20 protein-coding genes are annotated in these 18,128 nt (G+C 62.7%); 5 read left to right on the plus strand and 15 right to left on the minus strand.

The genetic code is table 11. The features are described 5' to 3' along the window. Nucleotides 1-7: 7 nt before the first annotated feature. From C1A35_RS06570 to C1A35_RS06620, 11 genes are all read right to left on the minus strand, one after another. Nucleotides 8-517 carry a protein-tyrosine phosphatase family protein gene (locus C1A35_RS06570; protein ID WP_104663549.1) on the minus strand — a complete coding sequence of 170 codons (510 nt, stop codon included), beginning with the start codon at nucleotides 515-517 and terminating at the stop codon, nucleotides 8-10. Next, nucleotides 517-1,086, minus strand: a complete 570-nt coding sequence (locus tag C1A35_RS06575) for a GntR family transcriptional regulator (RefSeq protein WP_104663550.1) — start codon at nucleotides 1,084-1,086, stop codon at nucleotides 517-519. The genes C1A35_RS06570 and C1A35_RS06575 overlap by 1 nt, the downstream gene beginning before the upstream one ends. A 44-nt stretch (nucleotides 1,087-1,130) precedes the next feature. Continuing rightward, nucleotides 1,131-1,712 carry a protein-tyrosine phosphatase family protein gene (locus tag C1A35_RS06580; protein WP_104663551.1) on the minus strand — a complete coding sequence of 194 codons (582 nt, stop codon included), beginning with the start codon at nucleotides 1,710-1,712 and terminating at the stop codon, nucleotides 1,131-1,133. Nucleotides 1,713-1,741: 29 nt separating this feature from the next. After that, nucleotides 1,742-2,785 (minus strand): transporter substrate-binding domain-containing protein, encoded by a 1,044-nt coding sequence (locus tag C1A35_RS06585; RefSeq protein WP_158664999.1) that lies wholly within the window; start codon nucleotides 2,783-2,785, stop codon nucleotides 1,742-1,744. Nucleotides 2,786-3,260: 475 nt separating this feature from the next. After that, complete coding sequence (locus C1A35_RS06590) at nucleotides 3,261-3,983, minus strand: phosphocholine cytidylyltransferase family protein (protein ID WP_104663553.1); 723 nt, start codon at nucleotides 3,981-3,983, stop codon at nucleotides 3,261-3,263. Next, entirely contained in the window at nucleotides 3,980-4,765 is a 786-nt protein-coding gene (locus C1A35_RS06595; RefSeq protein WP_104663554.1) for a 3'(2'),5'-bisphosphate nucleotidase CysQ family protein, read from the minus strand. Before C1A35_RS06595 ends, C1A35_RS06590 begins: the two co-directional genes overlap by 4 nt. After that, nucleotides 4,749-5,351 (minus strand): gamma-glutamyl-gamma-aminobutyrate hydrolase family protein, encoded by a 603-nt coding sequence (locus C1A35_RS06600; protein WP_104663555.1) that lies wholly within the window; start codon nucleotides 5,349-5,351, stop codon nucleotides 4,749-4,751. Before C1A35_RS06600 ends, C1A35_RS06595 begins: the two co-directional genes overlap by 17 nt. Beyond that, on the minus strand, nucleotides 5,348-7,675 hold the full coding sequence (locus C1A35_RS06605) for a PEP-utilizing enzyme (protein ID WP_104663556.1): 2,328 nt from the start codon (nucleotides 7,673-7,675) through the stop codon (nucleotides 5,348-5,350). The genes C1A35_RS06600 and C1A35_RS06605 overlap by 4 nt, the downstream gene beginning before the upstream one ends. Next, on the minus strand, nucleotides 7,672-8,421 hold the full coding sequence (locus C1A35_RS06610) for a class I SAM-dependent methyltransferase (protein WP_104663557.1): 750 nt from the start codon (nucleotides 8,419-8,421) through the stop codon (nucleotides 7,672-7,674). Before C1A35_RS06610 ends, C1A35_RS06605 begins: the two co-directional genes overlap by 4 nt. Then, nucleotides 8,418-8,900 carry an adenylyl-sulfate kinase gene (locus C1A35_RS06615; RefSeq protein ID WP_234822809.1) on the minus strand — a complete coding sequence of 161 codons (483 nt, stop codon included), beginning with the start codon at nucleotides 8,898-8,900 and terminating at the stop codon, nucleotides 8,418-8,420. The genes C1A35_RS06610 and C1A35_RS06615 overlap by 4 nt, the downstream gene beginning before the upstream one ends. Before the next feature lie 41 nt (nucleotides 8,901-8,941). Continuing rightward, complete coding sequence (locus C1A35_RS06620) at nucleotides 8,942-10,138, minus strand: hypothetical protein (protein ID WP_158665000.1); 1,197 nt, start codon at nucleotides 10,136-10,138, stop codon at nucleotides 8,942-8,944. Nucleotides 10,139-10,449: 311 nt separating this feature from the next. Between C1A35_RS06620 and C1A35_RS35815 the strand changes: the two genes are divergently transcribed. Further along, entirely contained in the window at nucleotides 10,450-10,647 is a 198-nt protein-coding gene (locus C1A35_RS35815; RefSeq protein WP_158665001.1) for a hypothetical protein, read from the plus strand. Between the two features lie 26 nt (nucleotides 10,648-10,673). Here the strand turns inward: C1A35_RS35815 and C1A35_RS06625 are convergent, their stop codons facing one another. Continuing rightward, nucleotides 10,674-11,573, minus strand: coding sequence for a LysR family transcriptional regulator (locus C1A35_RS06625; protein WP_104663560.1), 900 nt, complete (start codon nucleotides 11,571-11,573; stop codon nucleotides 10,674-10,676). Between the two features lie 118 nt (nucleotides 11,574-11,691). Here C1A35_RS06625 and C1A35_RS06630 point away from each other — a divergent pair, with 118 nt between their 5' ends. The 4 genes from C1A35_RS06630 (at nucleotide 11,692) to C1A35_RS06645 (ending at nucleotide 15,089) form a co-directional block, all read left to right on the plus strand. Then, nucleotides 11,692-12,624 carry a VOC family protein gene (locus C1A35_RS06630; RefSeq protein ID WP_104663561.1) on the plus strand — a complete coding sequence of 311 codons (933 nt, stop codon included), beginning with the start codon at nucleotides 11,692-11,694 and terminating at the stop codon, nucleotides 12,622-12,624. 142 nt (nucleotides 12,625-12,766) lie between these two features. Then, a complete protein-coding gene (locus C1A35_RS06635; protein WP_104663562.1) occupies nucleotides 12,767-13,054 on the plus strand; it encodes a XapX domain-containing protein in 288 nt (95 codons plus the stop codon). A gap of 123 nt (nucleotides 13,055-13,177) precedes the next feature. Further along, entirely contained in the window at nucleotides 13,178-14,281 is a 1,104-nt protein-coding gene (locus C1A35_RS06640) for an NADH:flavin oxidoreductase/NADH oxidase (RefSeq protein WP_104663563.1), read from the plus strand. Nucleotides 14,282-14,798: 517 nt separating this feature from the next. Further along, nucleotides 14,799-15,089 carry a GNAT family N-acetyltransferase gene (locus tag C1A35_RS06645; RefSeq protein WP_104663564.1) on the plus strand — a complete coding sequence of 97 codons (291 nt, stop codon included), beginning with the start codon at nucleotides 14,799-14,801 and terminating at the stop codon, nucleotides 15,087-15,089. 27 nt (nucleotides 15,090-15,116) lie between these two features. On the opposite strand, the gene C1A35_RS06650 is transcribed toward C1A35_RS06645, so the two are convergent. The 3 genes from C1A35_RS06650 to C1A35_RS06660 form a co-directional block, all read right to left on the minus strand. Continuing rightward, nucleotides 15,117-15,512, minus strand: coding sequence for a DoxX family protein (locus tag C1A35_RS06650; RefSeq protein WP_104663565.1), 396 nt, complete (start codon nucleotides 15,510-15,512; stop codon nucleotides 15,117-15,119). Between the two features lie 120 nt (nucleotides 15,513-15,632). After that, nucleotides 15,633-16,322 carry a hydrolase gene (locus C1A35_RS06655; protein WP_104663566.1) on the minus strand — a complete coding sequence of 230 codons (690 nt, stop codon included), beginning with the start codon at nucleotides 16,320-16,322 and terminating at the stop codon, nucleotides 15,633-15,635. A gap of 915 nt (nucleotides 16,323-17,237) precedes the next feature. After that, entirely contained in the window at nucleotides 17,238-18,116 is an 879-nt protein-coding gene (locus C1A35_RS06660; RefSeq protein ID WP_104663567.1) for a helix-turn-helix transcriptional regulator, read from the minus strand. Nucleotides 18,117-18,128: the final 12 nt, after the last annotated feature.

Genomic DNA, 18,128 nt, shown 5'->3' on the forward strand with positions numbered 1-18,128 from the left:
GGCGCGCTCAGGGGTTGGTTTCGGCGGGCAGGGCAAAGCGGGCGACCAGCGCCTTCTGCGCTTCGGTCTCCGGCCCGGAACCGGCGCTAGCGACACGGGCGGTGGCCTCAGCCAGATCAAGGCCGAAAGCACGCAGAATGCAGATGGCGAAGGTGCCGGTGCGGCCTATGCCGGCCGCGCAATGCACGAAGACCCGTTCGCCCGCGGAAATCGCTAGCGCCGTCTCGCCGGCAAGCGCAAAAAGGGCGGCCTCGTCCCCGGGCACACCGAAATCCGGGATCGGGAACTGCGCGACGGAAAGGTCCATCCCGCCGCCAAGGGCAGCAGCGTAGCCGGACGCCTTCTCCTCGATTTCCGCAAGCGGGGTGAGACTGACGATGCGGGTGATTTGTTGCGCTCGCAAGTCGTCCATGTCGTCGCCGAACGGGCGCAGACGACCGGGCATCGGCCCGAGCGAGAGCGTGCCGGCAATGCCTGACGGCAGCCGGAGGGGGCGCAGGAAATTTGTATCGGTCATCAGGTTTCCGCCGCGAGGTCCGAAAGAAGGTCGGCCGGCGTCTGCGCCTTGGAAGCCGCCGACACGGTCGCGCGCAGCGTCGAGAAGGCCGCCTCGATATCCTTGCGCGCCGCCTGCATGCGCCAGCGGATCACGCGCCAGTGCAGGGCGGCATGGGCCTCGGCGGCAATCGGATCCAGAACCAGGCCGGAGACGAGTTCGAGGAACCGGGCGCGGATGGCAAAATAGCTTTCGACGCCTGCGTCGCCGGGGTTGGCGGCAAGTTCGCCGATCGTGGCGATCTGGATACGGGCGGGCATGGCAAAATTCGGCGCGCAGCATCGCGTGCACAGGGTGAGCATATCCGACAGCATGGAAAAATGCAGATTGCGCTGGGCGGGATCGAGCGTGCTCACCACCGTGCCCACGCCCGAGCGCGTTTCGAGGAGATGCTCGAAGGAAAGCCGTTGCAGGACCTGGCGGATCGGCGTGCGGCTGACGCCGAACTCCTGCGCCAGTTTGCCCTCGTGCAGCATCATCGGCGTATCGGGGTCGGTCGTGCAGATGCGGAAGCGCAACTCCTGAAGCATGTCCTCCGAACGGGGCGGACCGGATCTCGATGTTTGCGGCAAGCTCACGCTTTCCCCTTTCCTGTGCTTTGGCGCGCATCGGCGCGGCCGTTGTCCTGGTTGTGCAGCCAGTCTTCCTGAAGCGGACTTTCGACCGATTCCGGAAAGGCCCGGCGCACCGTCGCAAGGGCCTCTTCGACCGAAAAGCCCCGTGCATTGAGAATATATGCGGCGATCATGCCGCTGCGCCCGGCGCCGTAGCTGCAGCAGAGCGCAATGGCCCCGTCCCTGGCAAGCAGAGCCGACGCCCGCGCCTCCAGCCGCCGCCACGCCCGCATCCACGCCGCGCCGGGTGCCGAAAAATCGTCGATCGGCAAGGCGGCAAACGCGATGCCCCTCTGCCTGACGCGGCGGCGCAGCAGGGTGCGGAAGCCGGGCGGGCAGTCGCCGTCGCGCGCCAGGAACAGGAAGAGGTCGGTCCTGCAGGCGGCAAGTGCCGCCAGCGTCTCGTCGATGCCCGCGGGATCGACCCAGAGCTCGCCGCGCGGATCGATCGTCACGCCAGGCGCGCCGAGGGTCACGAGGCGTCCCCCGCCGGGGCAATCGACGGTGGCGCGGATGGATATGGGATCGTCTCTATCCGCCACGCCGCCGGTCCTCCTTCTGGCCGCCCGCCTCACCGTATCGGATAGGCGTACATCAGGCCACCTTTGCTGGTCGAGGCGTTCTGGCTGCCTTCGCGCGTCAGCTTGAAGGGCGTCGCGGGACCGAGATGGCGGTCGAACACTTCGCCGTAGGAGCCGACCTGCTTGACCACCTGGTGGGCCCAGTCGGCGGGTAGCTTCATCTTGGCGGCCATGTCCGCGGTCGCGCCGTCCTTGGCGAAGAGACGCTGCACGGCCTTCGGCTGCTTGTCGAGATCGGCGATGGCGGCATCGACGTTGGTCGAGTTGATGCCGAGCTCGTCGGCGTTCAACATGACCTGGAAAGCCCAGCGCACGGCCTTTTCCAGCGTCTCATCCGGCTGGGTCACCAGCGTCAGCGGCTCGGCGGAGATGATTTCCGGCAGCAGTTCGTAGTCGTCGGGGGACTTGGCAAGGCGACGGTCGGCGGCAAGCGCCGTCATGTCGGAGGCGTAGGCGTCGCACTTGCCGGCGAAGAAGGCCTGTAGGCGCGCGGTCTTGTCGGCGATGTTCTCGACCTTGTAGCCAAGCCCTTGCGCGGCGAACCAGTCGGCTAGGTTGAGCAGGGTCGTCGAACCGTCCTCGGCGCAGATCGTCGCGCCCTTCAATTCCGTGGCGGATTTCACGCCCAGTGCCTTCGGCACCATGAAGCCCTGGCCGTCATAGAATGTGGTTGCGACGAAGGCGAGGCCGGGATCGGCCGAGCGCGTGCCGGTTTCCGTGACCGAGCGGGAGGCCATGTGCGCCTGCCTTGAGACCAGGCTTTTCAGCGAGTCGGAAAAGCCGATGCCGCGGATGTCCGCCTTGTTCGCATCGCCGAGGATCGCGGCGGCCGCCATGCGGCAGAAATCGGCATTGAAGCCCTGGAAGACGCCGGCGCTGTCAGGCACGGAAAAGCCGGGCGCACTGGGGCTGACGAGGCAGACGAGTTTGCCGCCGGAGACCACATCATCGAAAACCGGACCGGCCTGAGCATGGGACGTATTGGCAAGACTGGCGGCGCAAGCGAGCGCTGCCGCAATATAGGACCGAAGCATGATGTTTTCCCCTCCTGTCACGTAAAGACAGCTATACCTGTATACATGTGTAACGTACGAGCGGTTTTTCCTGCTGTCAACGGGGTGGTAACCGAGGCAAATCGCATGGGGACGGCAATCAACGCTTGACGGTGCCTGAGGCGACGGAGACCTTGCGCGATGGTTCAGCTTCGCGCTCTTCGGCATGCCGGGCGACCGGCCGGGCATGGGTCGGCGGCGGCCCACGAGGGACCTCGCCAAAGATCTCAACGAACGCCGACAACTATCTGAAAAATATGAAAACGATGCCGACGCCCGGAGGTCAATTGGCTAAGCTTCAACCACCGAGCTCAGGTGCCAAAGCGGCTGCTCGCGGAGGCCGGCAACGGGCAAGGCTCCTGGTTCAGGCTTTGCGGCGCAAAGGAAGAAAAGGCTCAAGACGCGCCGCTGCGGCCCCGCAGTGGTGCAGCGCCGATCAGCGTCTTGGCTCCGCCGGTCAGGACGCGGCGCTGTATATGTCGAGATCGGATGCGGAGTCGATCTCGCCCCAGCTTCCCCCATAGGCGACCGTCTTTACCGCCATCCTGCCGGCCTCTATCACCCGCTGCAGCGTGCCGGTCATGTGCATGCGATCCCGCTCGGCGGCGCCGAGGGCGGCGCGAATACGCGTGATTTCAGCCCATGCGGTCGGGGTAAAGCGGAGCAGCCCCATATATTGGCCCTGCACCTTGTCTACGTGGGTCGGCCGGTTGCCGATCTCCAGAAGGAAGCCCTTGTCATCCATGCGAAACGTCTCGGCATCATCAAGCGGATCCCCGAACCGCCTGGACCACAGGCCAAGCCAGTTCGGATCGTAAGTGACCGCCAGTTCGGCCGATGCTTCGATCAGTAGGCTGACGGCCTCCGGCTCGTAAAAGATATCCGAATAGCTGACGACGCAGCTGCCGGCTTCGAGCCACTGAGCGGCGCATGCAAGGGAGGAGACCATGTTCGTCTCTTGCCAACGCGGATTGTGAAACTCGATGAGCCCCTTGTCCGCAAGCATTTCGCGGCGATAACCGGTCACAATGCCGATCTCGTCGATCCCGGCTGCCCGCAAGGACGCGAGCTGATGGTCGAGAAGGCTCCGGCCGTTGAGTTCCACCAGGCACTTGGGCCGCTCGTCGGTCATCTGTTTCATGCGGCTGCCGCGGCCGGCCGCGAGGATGAGCGCTCTCATAGAAGCTCCATGTCGTATGCTTTGAGGTTAAAAACGTCCGGGCTCAGCGGCGCGCGGAGCGAGAGCAGCCGCGGGTTGCGCCGGTTGGTCTTGCCGTATCTTAGCGGCAGTCGGGTATGCCAATCCAGGACGCAGCCGCCGGCCGATTCGAGCACGGCCTGGCCAGCTGCCGTGTCCCATTCGGAACTGCCGACCAGCCGTGGGAACACGTCGACGTCCCCGGTCGCAAGCAAGCCATACTTCAACGCCGAGCCCGCCTGGATGCGGTGCGCTATCGCATTTTCTTCAGCAAAGATATCCACGTCGGGATGGTCGTGGAAGCGGCTGACCGCCATGCGAAGATCCTTGGCCGGAGGCGTCTGGCGGAAGTCGCACCGTTCATCGCCGCGCTGGAGCCAGCCCCCGGTCCCGACGATGCCGCAATAGGCTTCGTTGAGGGCCGGCGCGAAGACGACGCCGAGAACGGGCCTCTGCTCGATAATCAGCGCGATGTTGACCGTGAACTCGCCGTTGGCGGCCAGAAAATCCTTCGTGCCGTCGAGGGGGTCGACGAGCCAATAGCAACGCTCCTCCAGATGAAGTTCGTTGCCCTCCTCTGACACGATCGGATAGCCGGTACCGGACAAATGCTCTGAAATGACCTGGTGCGCCGCCCTGTCCGCCGCAGTCAGGGGCGACCCGTCAGCCTTTCGCTCTACAACGCAAACCGTCGCATAGTGCTCCAGAATGGCGTCGCCTGCCGCCCGCGCGGCGCGAAGGGCAATCTCAAGCAGTTCTTGCATGCGTAAGTTCCCTCAGTCGCTCGATATCCCGATCGGCAAATTCCGCCTCGCGTTCGGGATGCCACATCCATGCTTCCCACGGCAGGTGCCGATGTTTCATGGCCTCGATCTCACCATCTTCGCTCCACGCGAGCGGAGCGAACGCCGCGGGGAGCGCGGCGAGGCCAAGACGGTGGTAACTGTTCACCGTGCCCGTTATCGCGCCGGAAAGGGTGTGGCGCGTACCGATATGATGAACCACCGTTCTCAGCTCGGCGCCGCCCCAATGCGCCATCATCTGCATCCCCCGGCAGATGCCGAGCAGCGGGATGGCCCTGTCGGCCGCATAGTCGAGAAGAGCGGCCTCCAGCCGATCGCGCTCGACCGCTTCGCCAATGTCGTTGCCACCGGAAAGGACGATGGCATCCGGCTCCACGGCACTGAGCCAGTCAGCCGAAAGGCCCAAATCTTCAACGAGATTGGGAACGGCGATCGGAAGCCCACCTGCCCGTGCGATAAAGGCGGTAAGGGCCTGGTCGACGGCGTCGCGCCGCTCCTTCCGGTCTGCCCAGACGTCGACGCGTTGGCTGACGACGACCTTCTTCACGAAAGCACCTCGACCCGCCTGCCAGCGCAATCGAGATGGAGCCGGCTTGCGCGGGACCAGAGGTTGTAGAGCGCTTCGCCGGCCCCGATGACGGCAGGCAGGCCCAATTCGCCGGCCCTGATCGCCATGTGCGAATTGGCGCCGCCCCATGTGGTGATCAGGCCCGCGATCGGATAGGCAAACAGCCAGTCGAAACCCGGATCGGCGCTTGGGATGCAAACGATCGCGCCGGCGAGTTCGTCACGCCGATCACAACCCACGACCGGAGCAGTCACCCGTTTCTGGGTGATGAAGTTGGGGGACGTCTCGGGCCACTCGAAGCCCCAGATATCCTCCGGTCTGCGGATCAGTGGCGGCATCGCCACCCTGAGCGTGTTTTCGTAGCGCGCACGTCCCTGCTCGATGGAGGTCATCAGCAGCTCTCGTGTATCGACGGCGGCAGTGTGCGCCTCGCGGAAGGCTGCGATGTCGCAGAAAGCGAGATCCTCGGACGAAAGTCCGTTCTGCTCGCCGACCTCCGTCACCAGAGCCAGCGTGTCGGAGAGGTTGCGGGTGAAATGAAACTTTGCCAGTTCCCGAAGCTCGATACCCTTCTGCAGAAAATCGAACAGGCCGACAGGATCCGGGTGCAGCCCGTGGGCGTCGAGAAGGCGGACCATCTCGCGCATCTGCGGCAGCGTCATCGAGAAGGGGGCGGCCGGCTGTGTCGCCGGAGGGCGTTGCTCCCAATCGAAGTAAAGCCCGGGCGCCTCGTCATAGCGCGGCGAGAGGATGTCGTAGGTTCCCGGACGCAAGTGCCCGTAGCGCGAAAGGAAGGTCGTCCTGTCCAGCCCCAATCGATCATGGGCCAGTTGACCGCTGACCGTGGAGACGCTGCCCATGAAGGCGTCGTAATCGCCCTGCGAGAAGACCCCCACGCTCACCAGTGACTTGAGCATCTGCACGGCCACAAAGCCGGCGCGGGCAAGACCTGCAAACGGCAAGGTGCCGTATCGCTTCGCGTCCTCGATCAGCCAGTAGATACGCTCGAGCGGATCGGCCGCGGACCTCAGCAGCGTCTCGCGCCGGGCGTTCAACGTATCGATCTTGGCTGCGTCCCCGACCCAGAGCCCCGTCTTCGGATGCACGATCTTGTTGGTGAGCGTCCGCAGGCTGTCGGCGATCGTTGCGGTTTCCTCGGCGGAGAAGCCCGCCTCGGACAGGCGCTTCAGCCGGTCCGGAAGATCCAGCGTGTAGCACGAAAAGACGATCTCGAACTCGACCTTGTCATGAAGCGTCGGTTCGTCGAGAAGCCGGGCGATGTAGTAGTCGACCAGACGCCCGGCCAACCCCTCGTCCAGGTCCGCCGGGATGAATGAATTGAAGGACAGCCGCACGTCGATATAGGGCAGCCCGAAGAAGTGCGGCATGAGCGGGAAACCGCGCAGATTGCGGTAGCCGTAGTTGTGCCGCTGGTAGGCCCAGATGGAATCCGTGATCAGCTCGCGGTAGAGGGAAAGAGCCAATGGCTTCGGACGGACGCCGACGATCTCGGCGGGGTTCCAGTCGGGCATGACGCCGTAGACGGTGCTGCTTCCCCGCAGGAATGGATGCGGCCTCATTCCGCGAAGGAGCTTTTCCTCAATGCGGGACAGGCGCTCTGCCTGGGTTTCGCTGTCTTCAGGCAGGTGTTTCAGGATCAGCGGGCGCGCCTGCAACAGCCAGGTCACGGGCTGATCGTCCTGCATCGTCACCGCAAATTCGCAATCGATCGGTGCGTTGCCGGACAGCGCACTCAGCTCCTCCAGAAGCGCGACCACGCCTGAAAGAGCGGGCGGCGGCGGCACTTTGGAGCGCGAAGCCTGCTGCCATGTTCTGCCGCCGAGGCCCGATGTGACGGTCGCCGTGTTCGAGCCTTCCGACCAGTTCACGATGCGGTAGGGCGCGCAGGTGTTGGGATCGTGCGAAAACGCAACACCCGCCCGCGCCACATCGGTCAGCATTGGCTGGATCAGCACTTCGTCGGCAGCCTCTGCCTCCCCGTAGGAGGCGATGACCTTGTCGATCGCCTCCGCGAGATCCGCTTCGTCAACGTTCAGAAGCGATAGAAAGGCGCCGGCGTTCGATTGCGTGGCGCCGTCCTCCCGCCGGCAGCTCGAGCGAACGGCATAGGGGCCGTTGCCCACCGTCTGCGCACCGTTGAGGCACGCTGCACGGTCCTGTTGCCAGCTTTCGACCGTGAAGTAGTGGACGGGGGCGATGCTCGCGCTCGTCAACCGGCCCCGGAGTTGGGCCAGAGTTTGCGCTTTCGAGCTGAACCGGAAGGGGAGGCTGGATATGTTCACTTCAGTTGTGCCACCCAGATGTTGGTCGAATAGGGGATCTGGATCACGGCCTCGTCGAGGCCGACCAGGTAGCGCTCGATCTCCGCAACGATCGCGGCGAACTTGGAGCCGGCCTGCCGCGCCAGGGTCGCGTGGGAGCGCCAGGCTTCGACGCACTCGGCAACGGTCTGCTGATGCATGACGCGAGAGCTGAGCTGGACGACGGGACCAAAGAGATTGCTTGCGTCGATCTCGGCCGTCTGGTCCTCGCGGCGCGTACCATATCCGTACTCGGCAACATGGCTCTTGATGATCGTCTCGATCCGGTGCTGGATCGGGTCTTCAAGCTGCCTGTGGTTCCACATGCAGGCAAACCAGCCCTTCGGCTTCAGGATGCGAGCCGTTTCCTTGAGCGCCTGCTGGCGGTCGCAGACGTTGAAGGAGCTTCCAAAGGTCACCATGTCGAACGCATGGTCCGCCTGTCCCGTATTCTCGCCGGTGCCCTCGTGCCAGCCAAGCTGCGGGAACCTTTCGGTCCGCTTGATGCCGTTCGCGCGCATGGCGTCGTTCGGCTCGACGGCCGTGACGGCGAAGCCGCGTGCCGCCAGCATCAGCGTCAGATGTGCGACGCCGGCGCCGACGTCGCATACCCGCTCGCCCTTGTTCACGCCGGCGATCGACAGCATCGCGTCGATCGCTGCGTCGGCATAGTCCGGGCGCAACAGATAAGCGTCGGCCAGCGAGGTGTAGTCCCATTCCGTTTTCATGTTAGCTTTCTCTTCTGCAGTTCGGATATCAGTTCAGTTGCCAAGGCGGCGGCGCCGCGATCCGGGGTGAACTCCGCGGTCCAGTCGGGCGCGGTGGGCTCATCGACGGGAAGGTCGAGGCCCGCGACCGAGGAAAGCGTGCCCTCGTCGAAACGACGATAAATCCCCTTCGGATCCCGTCGCCGCAGCTCCTCCAGCGGCACCTTCAGGTAGGCTTCGAAGTAGCCGGGCAGGTTCGCGCGGTTCCATTCGTGGACCTCGTGGAACAGGGAGATCGTCGCGATGACGACGGATATGCCCTGGGCGCCGATGAGCTGGCAGAGCCTCGCGTATTGCATGGCGAGGGCAAGCCGGCCCTGCCGTCCGTGATTGGTGTCGGTGGCGGCAACGGCCCCGAACACGGCGCGCAGCTCATCGCCGTCGAGCATGACGAGCGGCCGTCCGTCAGCGCGCAGGCGAACCGCGACCTCGTTTGCCAAGGTGCTTTTTCCCGCGCCGGAAAGGCCCGTAATCCAAAGGATCATTGCAGGCCACCGGAGGCGACGGGATCAAAGATGCGTCCCACCCGATCGACCCGCTTGAAGGCCTCAAGTTGGCCGAAGAGGGCATCCTCAATGTAGGATGCCTTGTCTTTTTCGAGATAAAGGTCTCCGTCGCAGTAGTTCCTGTAGTACGCCAGTCGGTTTTCCGCCTTCATGGCGCGGCATTCGATGATTTTCTCCCGGAGTTCATCAGCTGTTTTTGCGACGAGGACCTTGTTATTGATTTCATCGGAGAACCACGAAACGATGTGATCCTGAAGCGATGCTTCCGGGATGTAGTAGATCGGCGGAATCACACGCTTCAGCATGTAGGAGACGCCCCCGGTCGAACCATCGGTGATGAGAACGTCCGATTCCTCATAGAATTCAGCGGAGGAGCGTCCGGTTTCATCCAGCAAAAGCCGGGGAATGGTTCTCAGTGGTTCAAACCATTTCTGACACGCCGGATTCTCTAGGTCTGCAGGATACGGTCGAAACACGATCCGGGCTTCGGGAAAGTGCTCCAGGATCGTCGGCACGATGTCTGCGAGACTGTTGTAAAGAACGGCGCTTTGACGGATCGCAGTGACCGACGTCGGCAGGATGCCGACCGTGAAGTCGGAACGCTGTTCCAGTTCGGCGACTTCCTCGACCCGACCCGGAAACTTCAAGGGCGTCGAAGGGCAGAAAGCCGTCGTTCTCAGATCGGATCTGCAAGCGGCGCCCGGGACGTTGAGCTTGCCGCTCCAGCGCGCATGGCGATAGCTGGACATGCCCCTTGCGGCCATGCCGGTCATGCCCTTGGACGCTCCGATTATGCAATCCCAGAACGACGTCCAATCCGAAAACATATAGTCGGAACTTGCCGGCATCGGCGCGGAGCCGTGGCTGATGAAGATCGCCCTGAGGGACTCGGGTACAAACCGTGCGGCGTAAGCATCGTTCCCGATAAAATGGGTGTATCCGCCTTCATCGATCAGCGGAAATGCCCCGTAACTGGCAGGATTGACGATTCTGCCGAGAAAGTTCTCCGCCTCCTGCTTCGTCAATCCCGTATTTTCCGTCTGGAAAACATCGACCTCGCAATCAGCGGGCAAGTGCTTAAGGACTGCACGCAGATACTCCAGATACGTTTCGCCTCCTTGGTTCACGCTGTTCACCGCTGCGATACGTAGCTTGCGTCCTGAATTTGTCATGTCCCATGCCTGTCGAGATTTATTCTGCCGTGATTTCGGCGCTGCGAAGATTTGAATTGTTATGACGCAAGACGTTTCTTGAGCGCTCTCACGGAATTCAGCTAGTTCCGTTTCATCTTGCCGTTTTGGCTTGTCTGAAGCTGGTGCCTTGCACGGAAAGGACGAGTTATCTCATCGATTTAAATTTAGAGTACACTAATATTCTGAGGCTGTTGGTGCCGTCACTGGCGGATATGCGCCCGAACTCGTCGGACCCGGTTGCCCGTCGGACGAGCATGCGCCCGGCGACGGCGAGGAAAACGTCGACGGACGTGACGAAAACTGGGGGTGACGAGCAGCTCTCGGAAATGCGCGCGAATCGCGCCGAATCGAGTTGGAGGCCGGCGTCGAACCGTGACAGCGACACGCCGAGCTGCTGCGTCCATTGTTTCGCGATGCCCGCCTATGCCGACCTATGCTTCATAGCGCTGCGCGCCGGCATCAATTCGACCATCCGCCTGTTGCTGTGACACCTGCTCGAAGGGCATCAGCCGGCCTAGTCGAGCATGACCATGTGCGCGGTCAGCTGTTCCTCGAAGAATTTCGAGAACGTCGCGATACGGGGCGGCAGGGCCTGGTAGGGCGGATAGTAGAGCGTCAACCAGAGGTCCGGCGGCGACCAGCCACGCAAGACATGGACGAGCCGGCCACTGCGGATATGTTCGGCGATGTGAAATCCGGGCAGCATCGCCACGCCTGCGCCGTCGGCGGCCATGTCGGCAAGCACCTCGCCATTGTTGGCGCTGAACGCCCTGCCTGCAACGATCGTGATGCTGGAGCCACCGTCCGAAAGCAGCCAGTTCTCCCGCCGGCTTTCACCGCCATAGGCAAGACAGTCGTCCGGGGTCAGTTCGCTCGGGTGCTGCATCTCCGCAAACCGGCTGCCGGGCGCCGCCACCAAGATCCTCGGGACCACCTTGATCTTGCGCCAGATCGTAAACTTGTCCGATGGCGCCGACGAAATGCGGATCGCAAGATCGTAGTCGTCGTCGACAATGTCGATCAGGCCGTCCGAGAGCGAGATCTCGAAGCACATTTTCGGGTAGAGTTCCCGGAAGCCGGAGAGGATCGGCGGCAGCACCGTCTTGCCGAGCCAGGTCGGTGCGCTGATCCGCAAACGTCCCTGGTCGGCCTTGTGGGCGTTCCTGACCTCGCGGCGCGCATTTTCGAGCGCTTCGACCGCCGGTTGGATCTGCGCGGCGAAAACGGCGCCGTCCGTCGTCAGGGATACCTGACGGGTCGTGCGAACGAACAGCTGCACCCCCAAGTCATCTTCGAGTGCTGCAATGGCTCGCGTGACGGCGGCGGGGGTCATGGCGAGCTCGCGGGCAACCTGGGCGAAGTTTCGCTTCTCGGCGGCCATCAGGAAGATCTTCAGGGCCTTGTGGTCGTTCATCTTCTATTGTTTCAAAATTCGCAATTAATTCGAGAAAAATATTGCAATTCTTCGGGGCAATCAACCCGCGTAAATCTCTTCCACCGACGAACAACGTCAACGAAGAAAGGCACCGGCCATGATCAAGGATATCAAGGGACTGCACCACGTCACCTCCATGGCGTCGGATGCGCGAGAGAACAACAGGTTCTTTACCGATACGCTCGGTCTTCGCCGGGTGAAGAAGACCGTCAACTTCGATGATCCGAGTGTGTACCACCTCTATTATGGCCATGAGACGGGTACGCCCGGGACGGTCATGACATACTTCCCGTTCCCGCACATGATGACCGGGCGGCCGGGTGTCGGCGAGGTCGGCGAAACGCAGTTCTCTGTTCCCAAGGGAGCGCTGTCCTTCTGGAAAGACCGGCTCGTGGCGCAAGGTGTCGCCGGTATTCAGGCCGACACGGTGTTTGGCGCCCATCGCCTGCGTTTCACGGGGCCCGATGGTGACGGTCTTGCGCTGGTCGAAACGGCCGACGACGCCCGCGCTCCCTGGCTTGCCGAGGGCATTTCCGAAGCCAACGCGATCCGTGGTTTCTCCGGCGCGCGCTTCAATCTTCACGACACGGCGGCGACCGAGGAACTGTTGCGTTTCATGGGTTATGAGCGGTCCGAAGTCGAAGGAGACGTCACGCGGTTCGTCATCCCCGGCGGCAACGGTGCTGACACGATCGACCTCGTCGCGCTGCCGAAGACACCGTTTGCGCGTCAGGGTGCAGGTTCGGTGCATCACATCGCCTTTGCTGTCGAGAACTGCGAAAAGCAGCTCGAAGTGCGCAAGGCCCTGATGGACACCGGCTACCAGGTCACGCCCGTCATCGACCGCGACTATTTCTGGGCGATCTACTTCCGCACCCCGGGCGGGATCCTGTTCGAGATCGCAACCAACGAACCCGGCTTCGACCGCGACGAGGATACCGCCCATCTCGGCGAGGCGCTGAAGCTGCCGAACCGCTACGAGCCCTTCCGCAACCAGATCGAGGCGAACCTCGTTCCGCTTGCCGCGTGAGATCGGCGCCTGACGGTGCCATCAGCACGCAGCGCGTCGTCCCTGGAAAACGCATCGGCCCAATGCGGCCGATGAAGGGTAGGCAATGCCACTCCGATCCGTTGGCTCGGAGTGGCAAGAACATCCATCAAGGATCACCGTCATGAAACTCTATCTGATGTCACTCGGCGCCGGACTCCTGGTCGGCATTGTCTACAGCCTTCTCAACGTTCACTCGCCGGCGCCGCCGGTCATCGCGCTCGTCGGCCTTCTTGGAATTCTCGTCGGCGAGCAGATCGTTCCTTTTGCCAAGACACTCTGGAGCAGGGAGCCGGCGGTGATCTCCTGGATCAACCAGATCAAGCCGCACATGTTCGGCCACCTGCCAAAGGGAGAAGACCGCAGCGACATGGCAGCAACTCAGCAGGTTGGCATCACGTCCGATAGTTGAGCCCGCGACGGAAGCCGACGCCTACTGACAAGTCTGTTCGACGCCGACATTGCAACCTCGCCGGCAAACGGCGAAACTTCGACGGGCTGCCTGACCGGCCCCGTCGATCTCTGGAGAACGATCATGAGCGGAACCAGGCTTTTTTCACCCTTCGAAATGGGATCGCTTACGCTGCGAAACCGCATCGTCATCGCGCCAATGTGCCAGTATTCGGCGACCGACGGGCAGATGAACGACTGGCATCTCATTCATCTCGGTAATCTGGCCTTGTCGGGAGCGGCGGTGCTTACCATCGAGGCGACGGCGGTCCTGCCGGAGGGCCGCATTTCCTATGGCGATGTCGGGCTTTATTCGGATGCCTGCGAGCGCGCAATGGGCCGGGTTCTCGACGGCGTGCGACGGTGGTCCGACATGCCGATCGCCATCCAGCTCGGCCATGCCGGACGCAAAGCTTCCAGCGAAGTCCCGTGGAAAGGTGGCGGCCAGATCAGTCCGAAGGACGAGGGTGGCTGGAAGACCGTCGCGCCGAGCCCTGTTCCTTTCCGCGAGGAATATGACCATCCGGCAGCGCTCGATCGAGGTGACCTCGCGCAGGTCCGTGCGGCCTTCGCCGATGCCGCCAGGCGCGCCGCGGCTCTAGGGCTGGACGCTGTCCAGATACACGGAGCGCACGGCTATCTCCTGCATCAGTTCCTGTCGCCGCTCTCCAATCACCGCACGGACGATTATGGTGGGTCACTGGAAAACCGCATGCGGTTTCCTCTCGAAGTCTTCGAGGCCGTTCGCGCGGCATTTCCCGCGGACCGGCCGGTGACGATGCGGGTCTCGGCGACCGACTGGGCGCAGGATGGCTGGAACATCGAGCAAACTGTCGCCTTTTGCCAGGCGCTCCAAGCCCGTGGCTGCTCGGCCATTCATGTCTCGTCGGGCGGCCTTGCATCCCACCAGAAAATTGCCATCGGCCCAAGCTATCAGGTCCCCTTTGCGCGCGCCGTCAAAGAAAACGTGGCGATACCGGTCATCGCAGTCGGCCTCATCACCGAGTTCGAGCAGGCCGAAGCAATCTTGACGATGGGCGATGCCGACCTCGTCGCGATTGCTCGCGCCATCCTCTACGACCCACGCTGGCCCTGGCATGCCGCGGCGCATTTCGGCGAGCGGGTGTGGGCGCCCGATCAGTATCTGCGGTCGCAGCCACGACAACTCCGTCATCTCTTCGACCTTTAGGCAAAGGTTCGCATCCGGGCTCGCTTGCGATTGCACCGACGAAAGAAGACCGCCTCCTGCGGCAGGAGGCGGTCTTGGCGGGCCGGGGCGGGCCGGGGCTTCGGGGAGGGCACACCGAAGCCGGAACTGGAGATGCGGTCTGTCGCCCCGATGCGAAGCGACGGTTGAAGTGTAGACCTGCGCCTCGCCTGACGTAACTACACTTGGGTATCGACACGCCTGGACAAGCAGGTCAGCGTCTCGGGTCAGAACGTCGACGGGCCAAGGGGTCGCCACCTCCGGCTTGCATACGCGCCAGGTTGCGAGAAGCGAGCGTGTTGCCCAGCCCGGAGCGTCTTTTGCCGGTGGTTCCGTCCAAACAGCAATCGTTGCTTCAAGATCAAGGACCACGGCGTCGCCTAGATCTCATCCGGACGCGAGAGGGCCCGCCAGCCATCGAGGTCAAGCTACCAGGCGCATAATCAGTTTTTTTGCAACGGGCCGGCTGACGCCCTGCCGGAGAAGAGAGAGGTACCCCGTGAACCAATCCGAAAACAACATCGTCATCGAGCGACCGGAGCTGCACCGCTTCGAACTGGCGGTCGACGGCGGCATCGCCGCCGTCTACTACCGCGTGGAGGAGGGGCGCCTGGTGTTGATCCATACGGAAGTCCCTGAGGAACTGTCCGGCCGCGGGATCGGTTCGCGGCTGGTGACCGGTGTTTTCGATCTCGTGAGAGCCAGCCACCGGGAGGTCGTCATCCGTTGCCCCTTCGTGGCCGCCTGGTATGCCCGTCATCTGGATTACGGTGACGTCGTCGACGGTTGACCGGCGCGATCGGGCCGGAACCTCCCGTCAGACCTTCGCGTCACCGCGCGCCGCATCGACACTGACAGGCCCTCCGCCTGCGGCAGCAAGGTAGAGGAACACGAAACAGAAGATAATGGCGGCCGTGCCGCCGTTCTGCGCCGGATAGAAGCCCTGCGGCGCATGGCGGAGAAAATAGGCCGACGCCATGACGCCGGACAGAATGAAGGCGGAAAGCCGGCTTTTGAAACCAACCAGCAGCGCGAAACCGAGCACGAGTTCGAACAGTCCGGCAATCCAGGGCAGGGAACCAATGGGCGGCCCGCCGTCGCTTGCCGGAAAGCCGATGACCTTCTGCGTTCCGTAGCTGAAAAGCACGAGCGCGGAGACGGCCCGCAACAGACTGAGCAGATAGGGGGCTAGCTGGTTGGACAAAGCGCGCAAGAGATTTTCCTTTGCAGTCGACCGGCAGGTCAATGTGAACGTGATCCGAGGCGCTAAAACGATACGACCGGCCCCATGCGAGGCCGGTCGTATCGTTTTAGCGCCAGGGGGAATGGACCCTTACTTCGCCGGGTTGGGTCCGATGGTCTTGCCGTGGGTGACGCGTTCGCCAGCCTTGTGGACCATGGTGTAGGCGTAATCGATGCCCATGCCATAGGCGCCGGAATGTTCCTTCACCACGGAGGTGACGGCATTGTAGGTTTCCTTGCAGGCCCAGTCGCGTTGCCATTCGAGCAGGACCTGCTGCCAGGTGACCGGGATGACGCCGGCTTGGACCATGCGGTCCATGGCGTATTTGTGGGCGTCGGCAGAGGTGCCGCCGGAGGCGTCGGCGACCATGTAGATCTCGTAGTCCGGAACATCATGAAGGGCCGAGAGCGCAAAGGTGGTGTTGCAGACCTCGGTCCACAGGCCCGAGACGACGATCTTCTTGCGGCCGTTGGCGGCATTCTTGGCGAGCGCATCGCGCACGTTCTGGTCATCCCAGGAGTTCATCGAGGTGCGCTCGAGAATGTCGTTATCCGGGAAGACGGCGAGCAGTTCGGGATAGGTGTGGCCGGAGAAGGATTCCGTCTCGACGGTGGTGATGGTCGTCGGAATGTTGAAGACCTTGGCGGCCTTGGCGAGGCCGACGACGTTGTTCTTCAGAACCTGGCGGTCGATCGACTGGACGCCGAAGGCCATCTGCGGCTGCTGGTCGATGAAGATCAGCTGGCTGTTCTGCGGGGTCAGGACTTCGAGTTTGGACATTGTCTCTCTCCTCTTTGAGTGGTTGGAAGCCTGGTGTCAGGTCTTCGCCGGTCTGTTGAACTTGTCTGGTGAGAACAGATGTAGCGGATCGGATTGCGCCGATGAATTGCAATAATAGTTTCGATTGAATTACCGATATCGCAACAATAGGCAGGCGTTCGTCTCCAAGGGCCTTCAGGAGCATCCGCTGAAGGCGGATGCTCCGCTTTCCTCATCGGGGATGGGGCCATCTGAGGTTGCTGAACGGGGTCCGGGAAACGCCCTTGTAATAGGCGCCCGCCTTCGGCGGCGGTTGGTTCACAACCACCTTCGCCCCGGAGGAGCGGACTTTGGTCTTTGGCGAGGCACGGTCATCGCCAAAGGCAGCCGATGAAGCAATCAGGATCGAGATCGCCGCTATGGCAACAGTTCTGGCTATGTCTTTCATGCCTGGTTCCTTTGCGGGCGTTGTCAGCGACGACCGTGCCTTCTGCGCGTCCCGCACCTCCCAACAGGAGCGGGGCCCAAGGGTGGATGTCCAGACCAATGTGCCGCCGCCGGCAGAAAATGGTGCCATTGCCGGGGGAGAGGCGCAGGAGAGGGGGATGCCAAATGCCCTTGAGGTCACCGGCTTGGCGAACGGGTTGTCGAGCGGGCGGCCGGCGCCAGCATGGGCGAGACGAGAAGGCTCAAGGATGGTGGCGTGGTTGCCAGGATCATCGGCTTCTCCCTGATCAGTTGCCGGTGCGGGACTGTTTCTTGAATATTGCGTCCATTTCGCTGCCGTTTCTTGTCGGGAATGTCTGCTTTTTGAAAATTCTCACGTCCAAGCAGCGAACTCCGCGGACGCCCGCGCGTTTTCCGTTGATCTTATCGCCTGTTGCGCCGCCACGCGCGATGGGTTTGCCCGAACCACCGTTGCCGCCTTTGGCGGGCTCAGGGACGCCGGTCGCGACGGAAGCGAGCGGGCGTGGTGCCCGCGATCACGGAAAAGCTTCTGGTCAGATGGCTCTGATCGGCAAAACCGCAGCGAATGGCGATCTCGGCGATAGGCACATCCTGGAGCAACAGTTCCTTGGCGCGGGCAATGCGGTACTCCGTGAGCCAGCGCAACGGTGTCTGGCCGAAGCTCGCCTTGAAGGCCTGAATGAAATAGCTTCGAGAGAGCTCGCAGCTATTGGCTAGGTCCATCATCGACAGGTGCCCGTCGAGCCGCGCGGCCAGGTACTCCAACGCGCGCTTTTCCTGCCAGGGCGCCAGCGTTCCCTTGCGATCGCCCGGAAAATACAACCCGCCGTACTTCTGCGCGAGATGCGTCATGATCGCGAGCGCCACCTGATCGATGAAGAGCCGGCTGGCTTGTTTCGGACGCTCAAGCGCGGGCAGCAGCGCGTGCGCGAGGCCGAGAATAACGGGATCGATCGTACCGGGAGGACATTCCAGGCCCACAAGGTCAGGCCGCCCGATTTCAGCGGCGAAGTCGCGCACATGCTGAAAAGGGATCCGGAAGCGTACATTGTCGAACGGGGACAGATGATGGCAACGCCATTCCTCGCGCAGGTCCGTGATGGCAAGTGCCCCCTCCCGGTGGCCGCCTTCGAAGATCAGCGACTTGCCACGCCAAAGCCGATGGAGTCGAAAATCGCGCAATTGCGTGATGATGCTGAAGGCGTCCTCGCGCGCGTTCGCCGGGCTTGGCGCCAGGTCTTCCCGATCGGACTTCAACCGCACAATGGAGATGGGAGACGCATCGACGAACGATCGGCGTATGGCGCCCGGCTCTTGGCTGTCTTCTGGGGCGGACTGCCTGTACATCGTCTACTCCCA

This window comes from Ensifer adhaerens, from assembly GCF_002940685.1.
GTDB lineage: Bacteria > Pseudomonadota > Alphaproteobacteria > Rhizobiales > Rhizobiaceae > Ensifer > Ensifer adhaerens_E.

Bases quoted from the DNA above. Each gene is read 5' to 3' on its own strand.
- C1A35_RS06640 (WP_104663563.1), top strand. From the start codon at position 13,178: ATGAGCGGAACCAGGCTTTTTTCACCCTTCGAAATGGGATCGCTTACG.
- C1A35_RS06575 (WP_104663550.1), bottom strand. From the start codon at position 1,086: ATGCTTCAGGAGTTGCGCTTCCGCATCTGCACGACCGACCCCGATACG.
- C1A35_RS06595 (WP_104663554.1), bottom strand. From the start codon at position 4,765: ATGCAAGAACTGCTTGAGATTGCCCTTCGCGCCGCGCGGGCGGCAGGC.
- C1A35_RS06660 (WP_104663567.1), bottom strand. From the start codon at position 18,116: ATGTACAGGCAGTCCGCCCCAGAAGACAGCCAAGAGCCGGGCGCCATA.
- C1A35_RS06625 (WP_104663560.1), bottom strand. From the start codon at position 11,573: ATGAACGACCACAAGGCCCTGAAGATCTTCCTGATGGCCGCCGAGAAG.
- C1A35_RS06610 (WP_104663557.1), bottom strand. From the start codon at position 8,421: ATGAAAACGGAATGGGACTACACCTCGCTGGCCGACGCTTATCTGTTG.
- C1A35_RS06630 (WP_104663561.1), top strand. From the start codon at position 11,692: ATGATCAAGGATATCAAGGGACTGCACCACGTCACCTCCATGGCGTCG.
- C1A35_RS06635 (WP_104663562.1), top strand. From the start codon at position 12,767: ATGAAACTCTATCTGATGTCACTCGGCGCCGGACTCCTGGTCGGCATT.
- C1A35_RS06655 (WP_104663566.1), bottom strand. From the start codon at position 16,322: ATGTCCAAACTCGAAGTCCTGACCCCGCAGAACAGCCAGCTGATCTTC.
- C1A35_RS06585 (WP_158664999.1), bottom strand. From the start codon at position 2,785: ATGCTTCGGTCCTATATTGCGGCAGCGCTCGCTTGCGCCGCCAGTCTT.
- C1A35_RS06590 (WP_104663553.1), bottom strand. From the start codon at position 3,983: ATGAGAGCGCTCATCCTCGCGGCCGGCCGCGGCAGCCGCATGAAACAG.
- C1A35_RS06620 (WP_158665000.1), bottom strand. From the start codon at position 10,138: ATGACAAATTCAGGACGCAAGCTACGTATCGCAGCGGTGAACAGCGTG.
- C1A35_RS06570 (WP_104663549.1), bottom strand. From the start codon at position 517: ATGACCGATACAAATTTCCTGCGCCCCCTCCGGCTGCCGTCAGGCATT.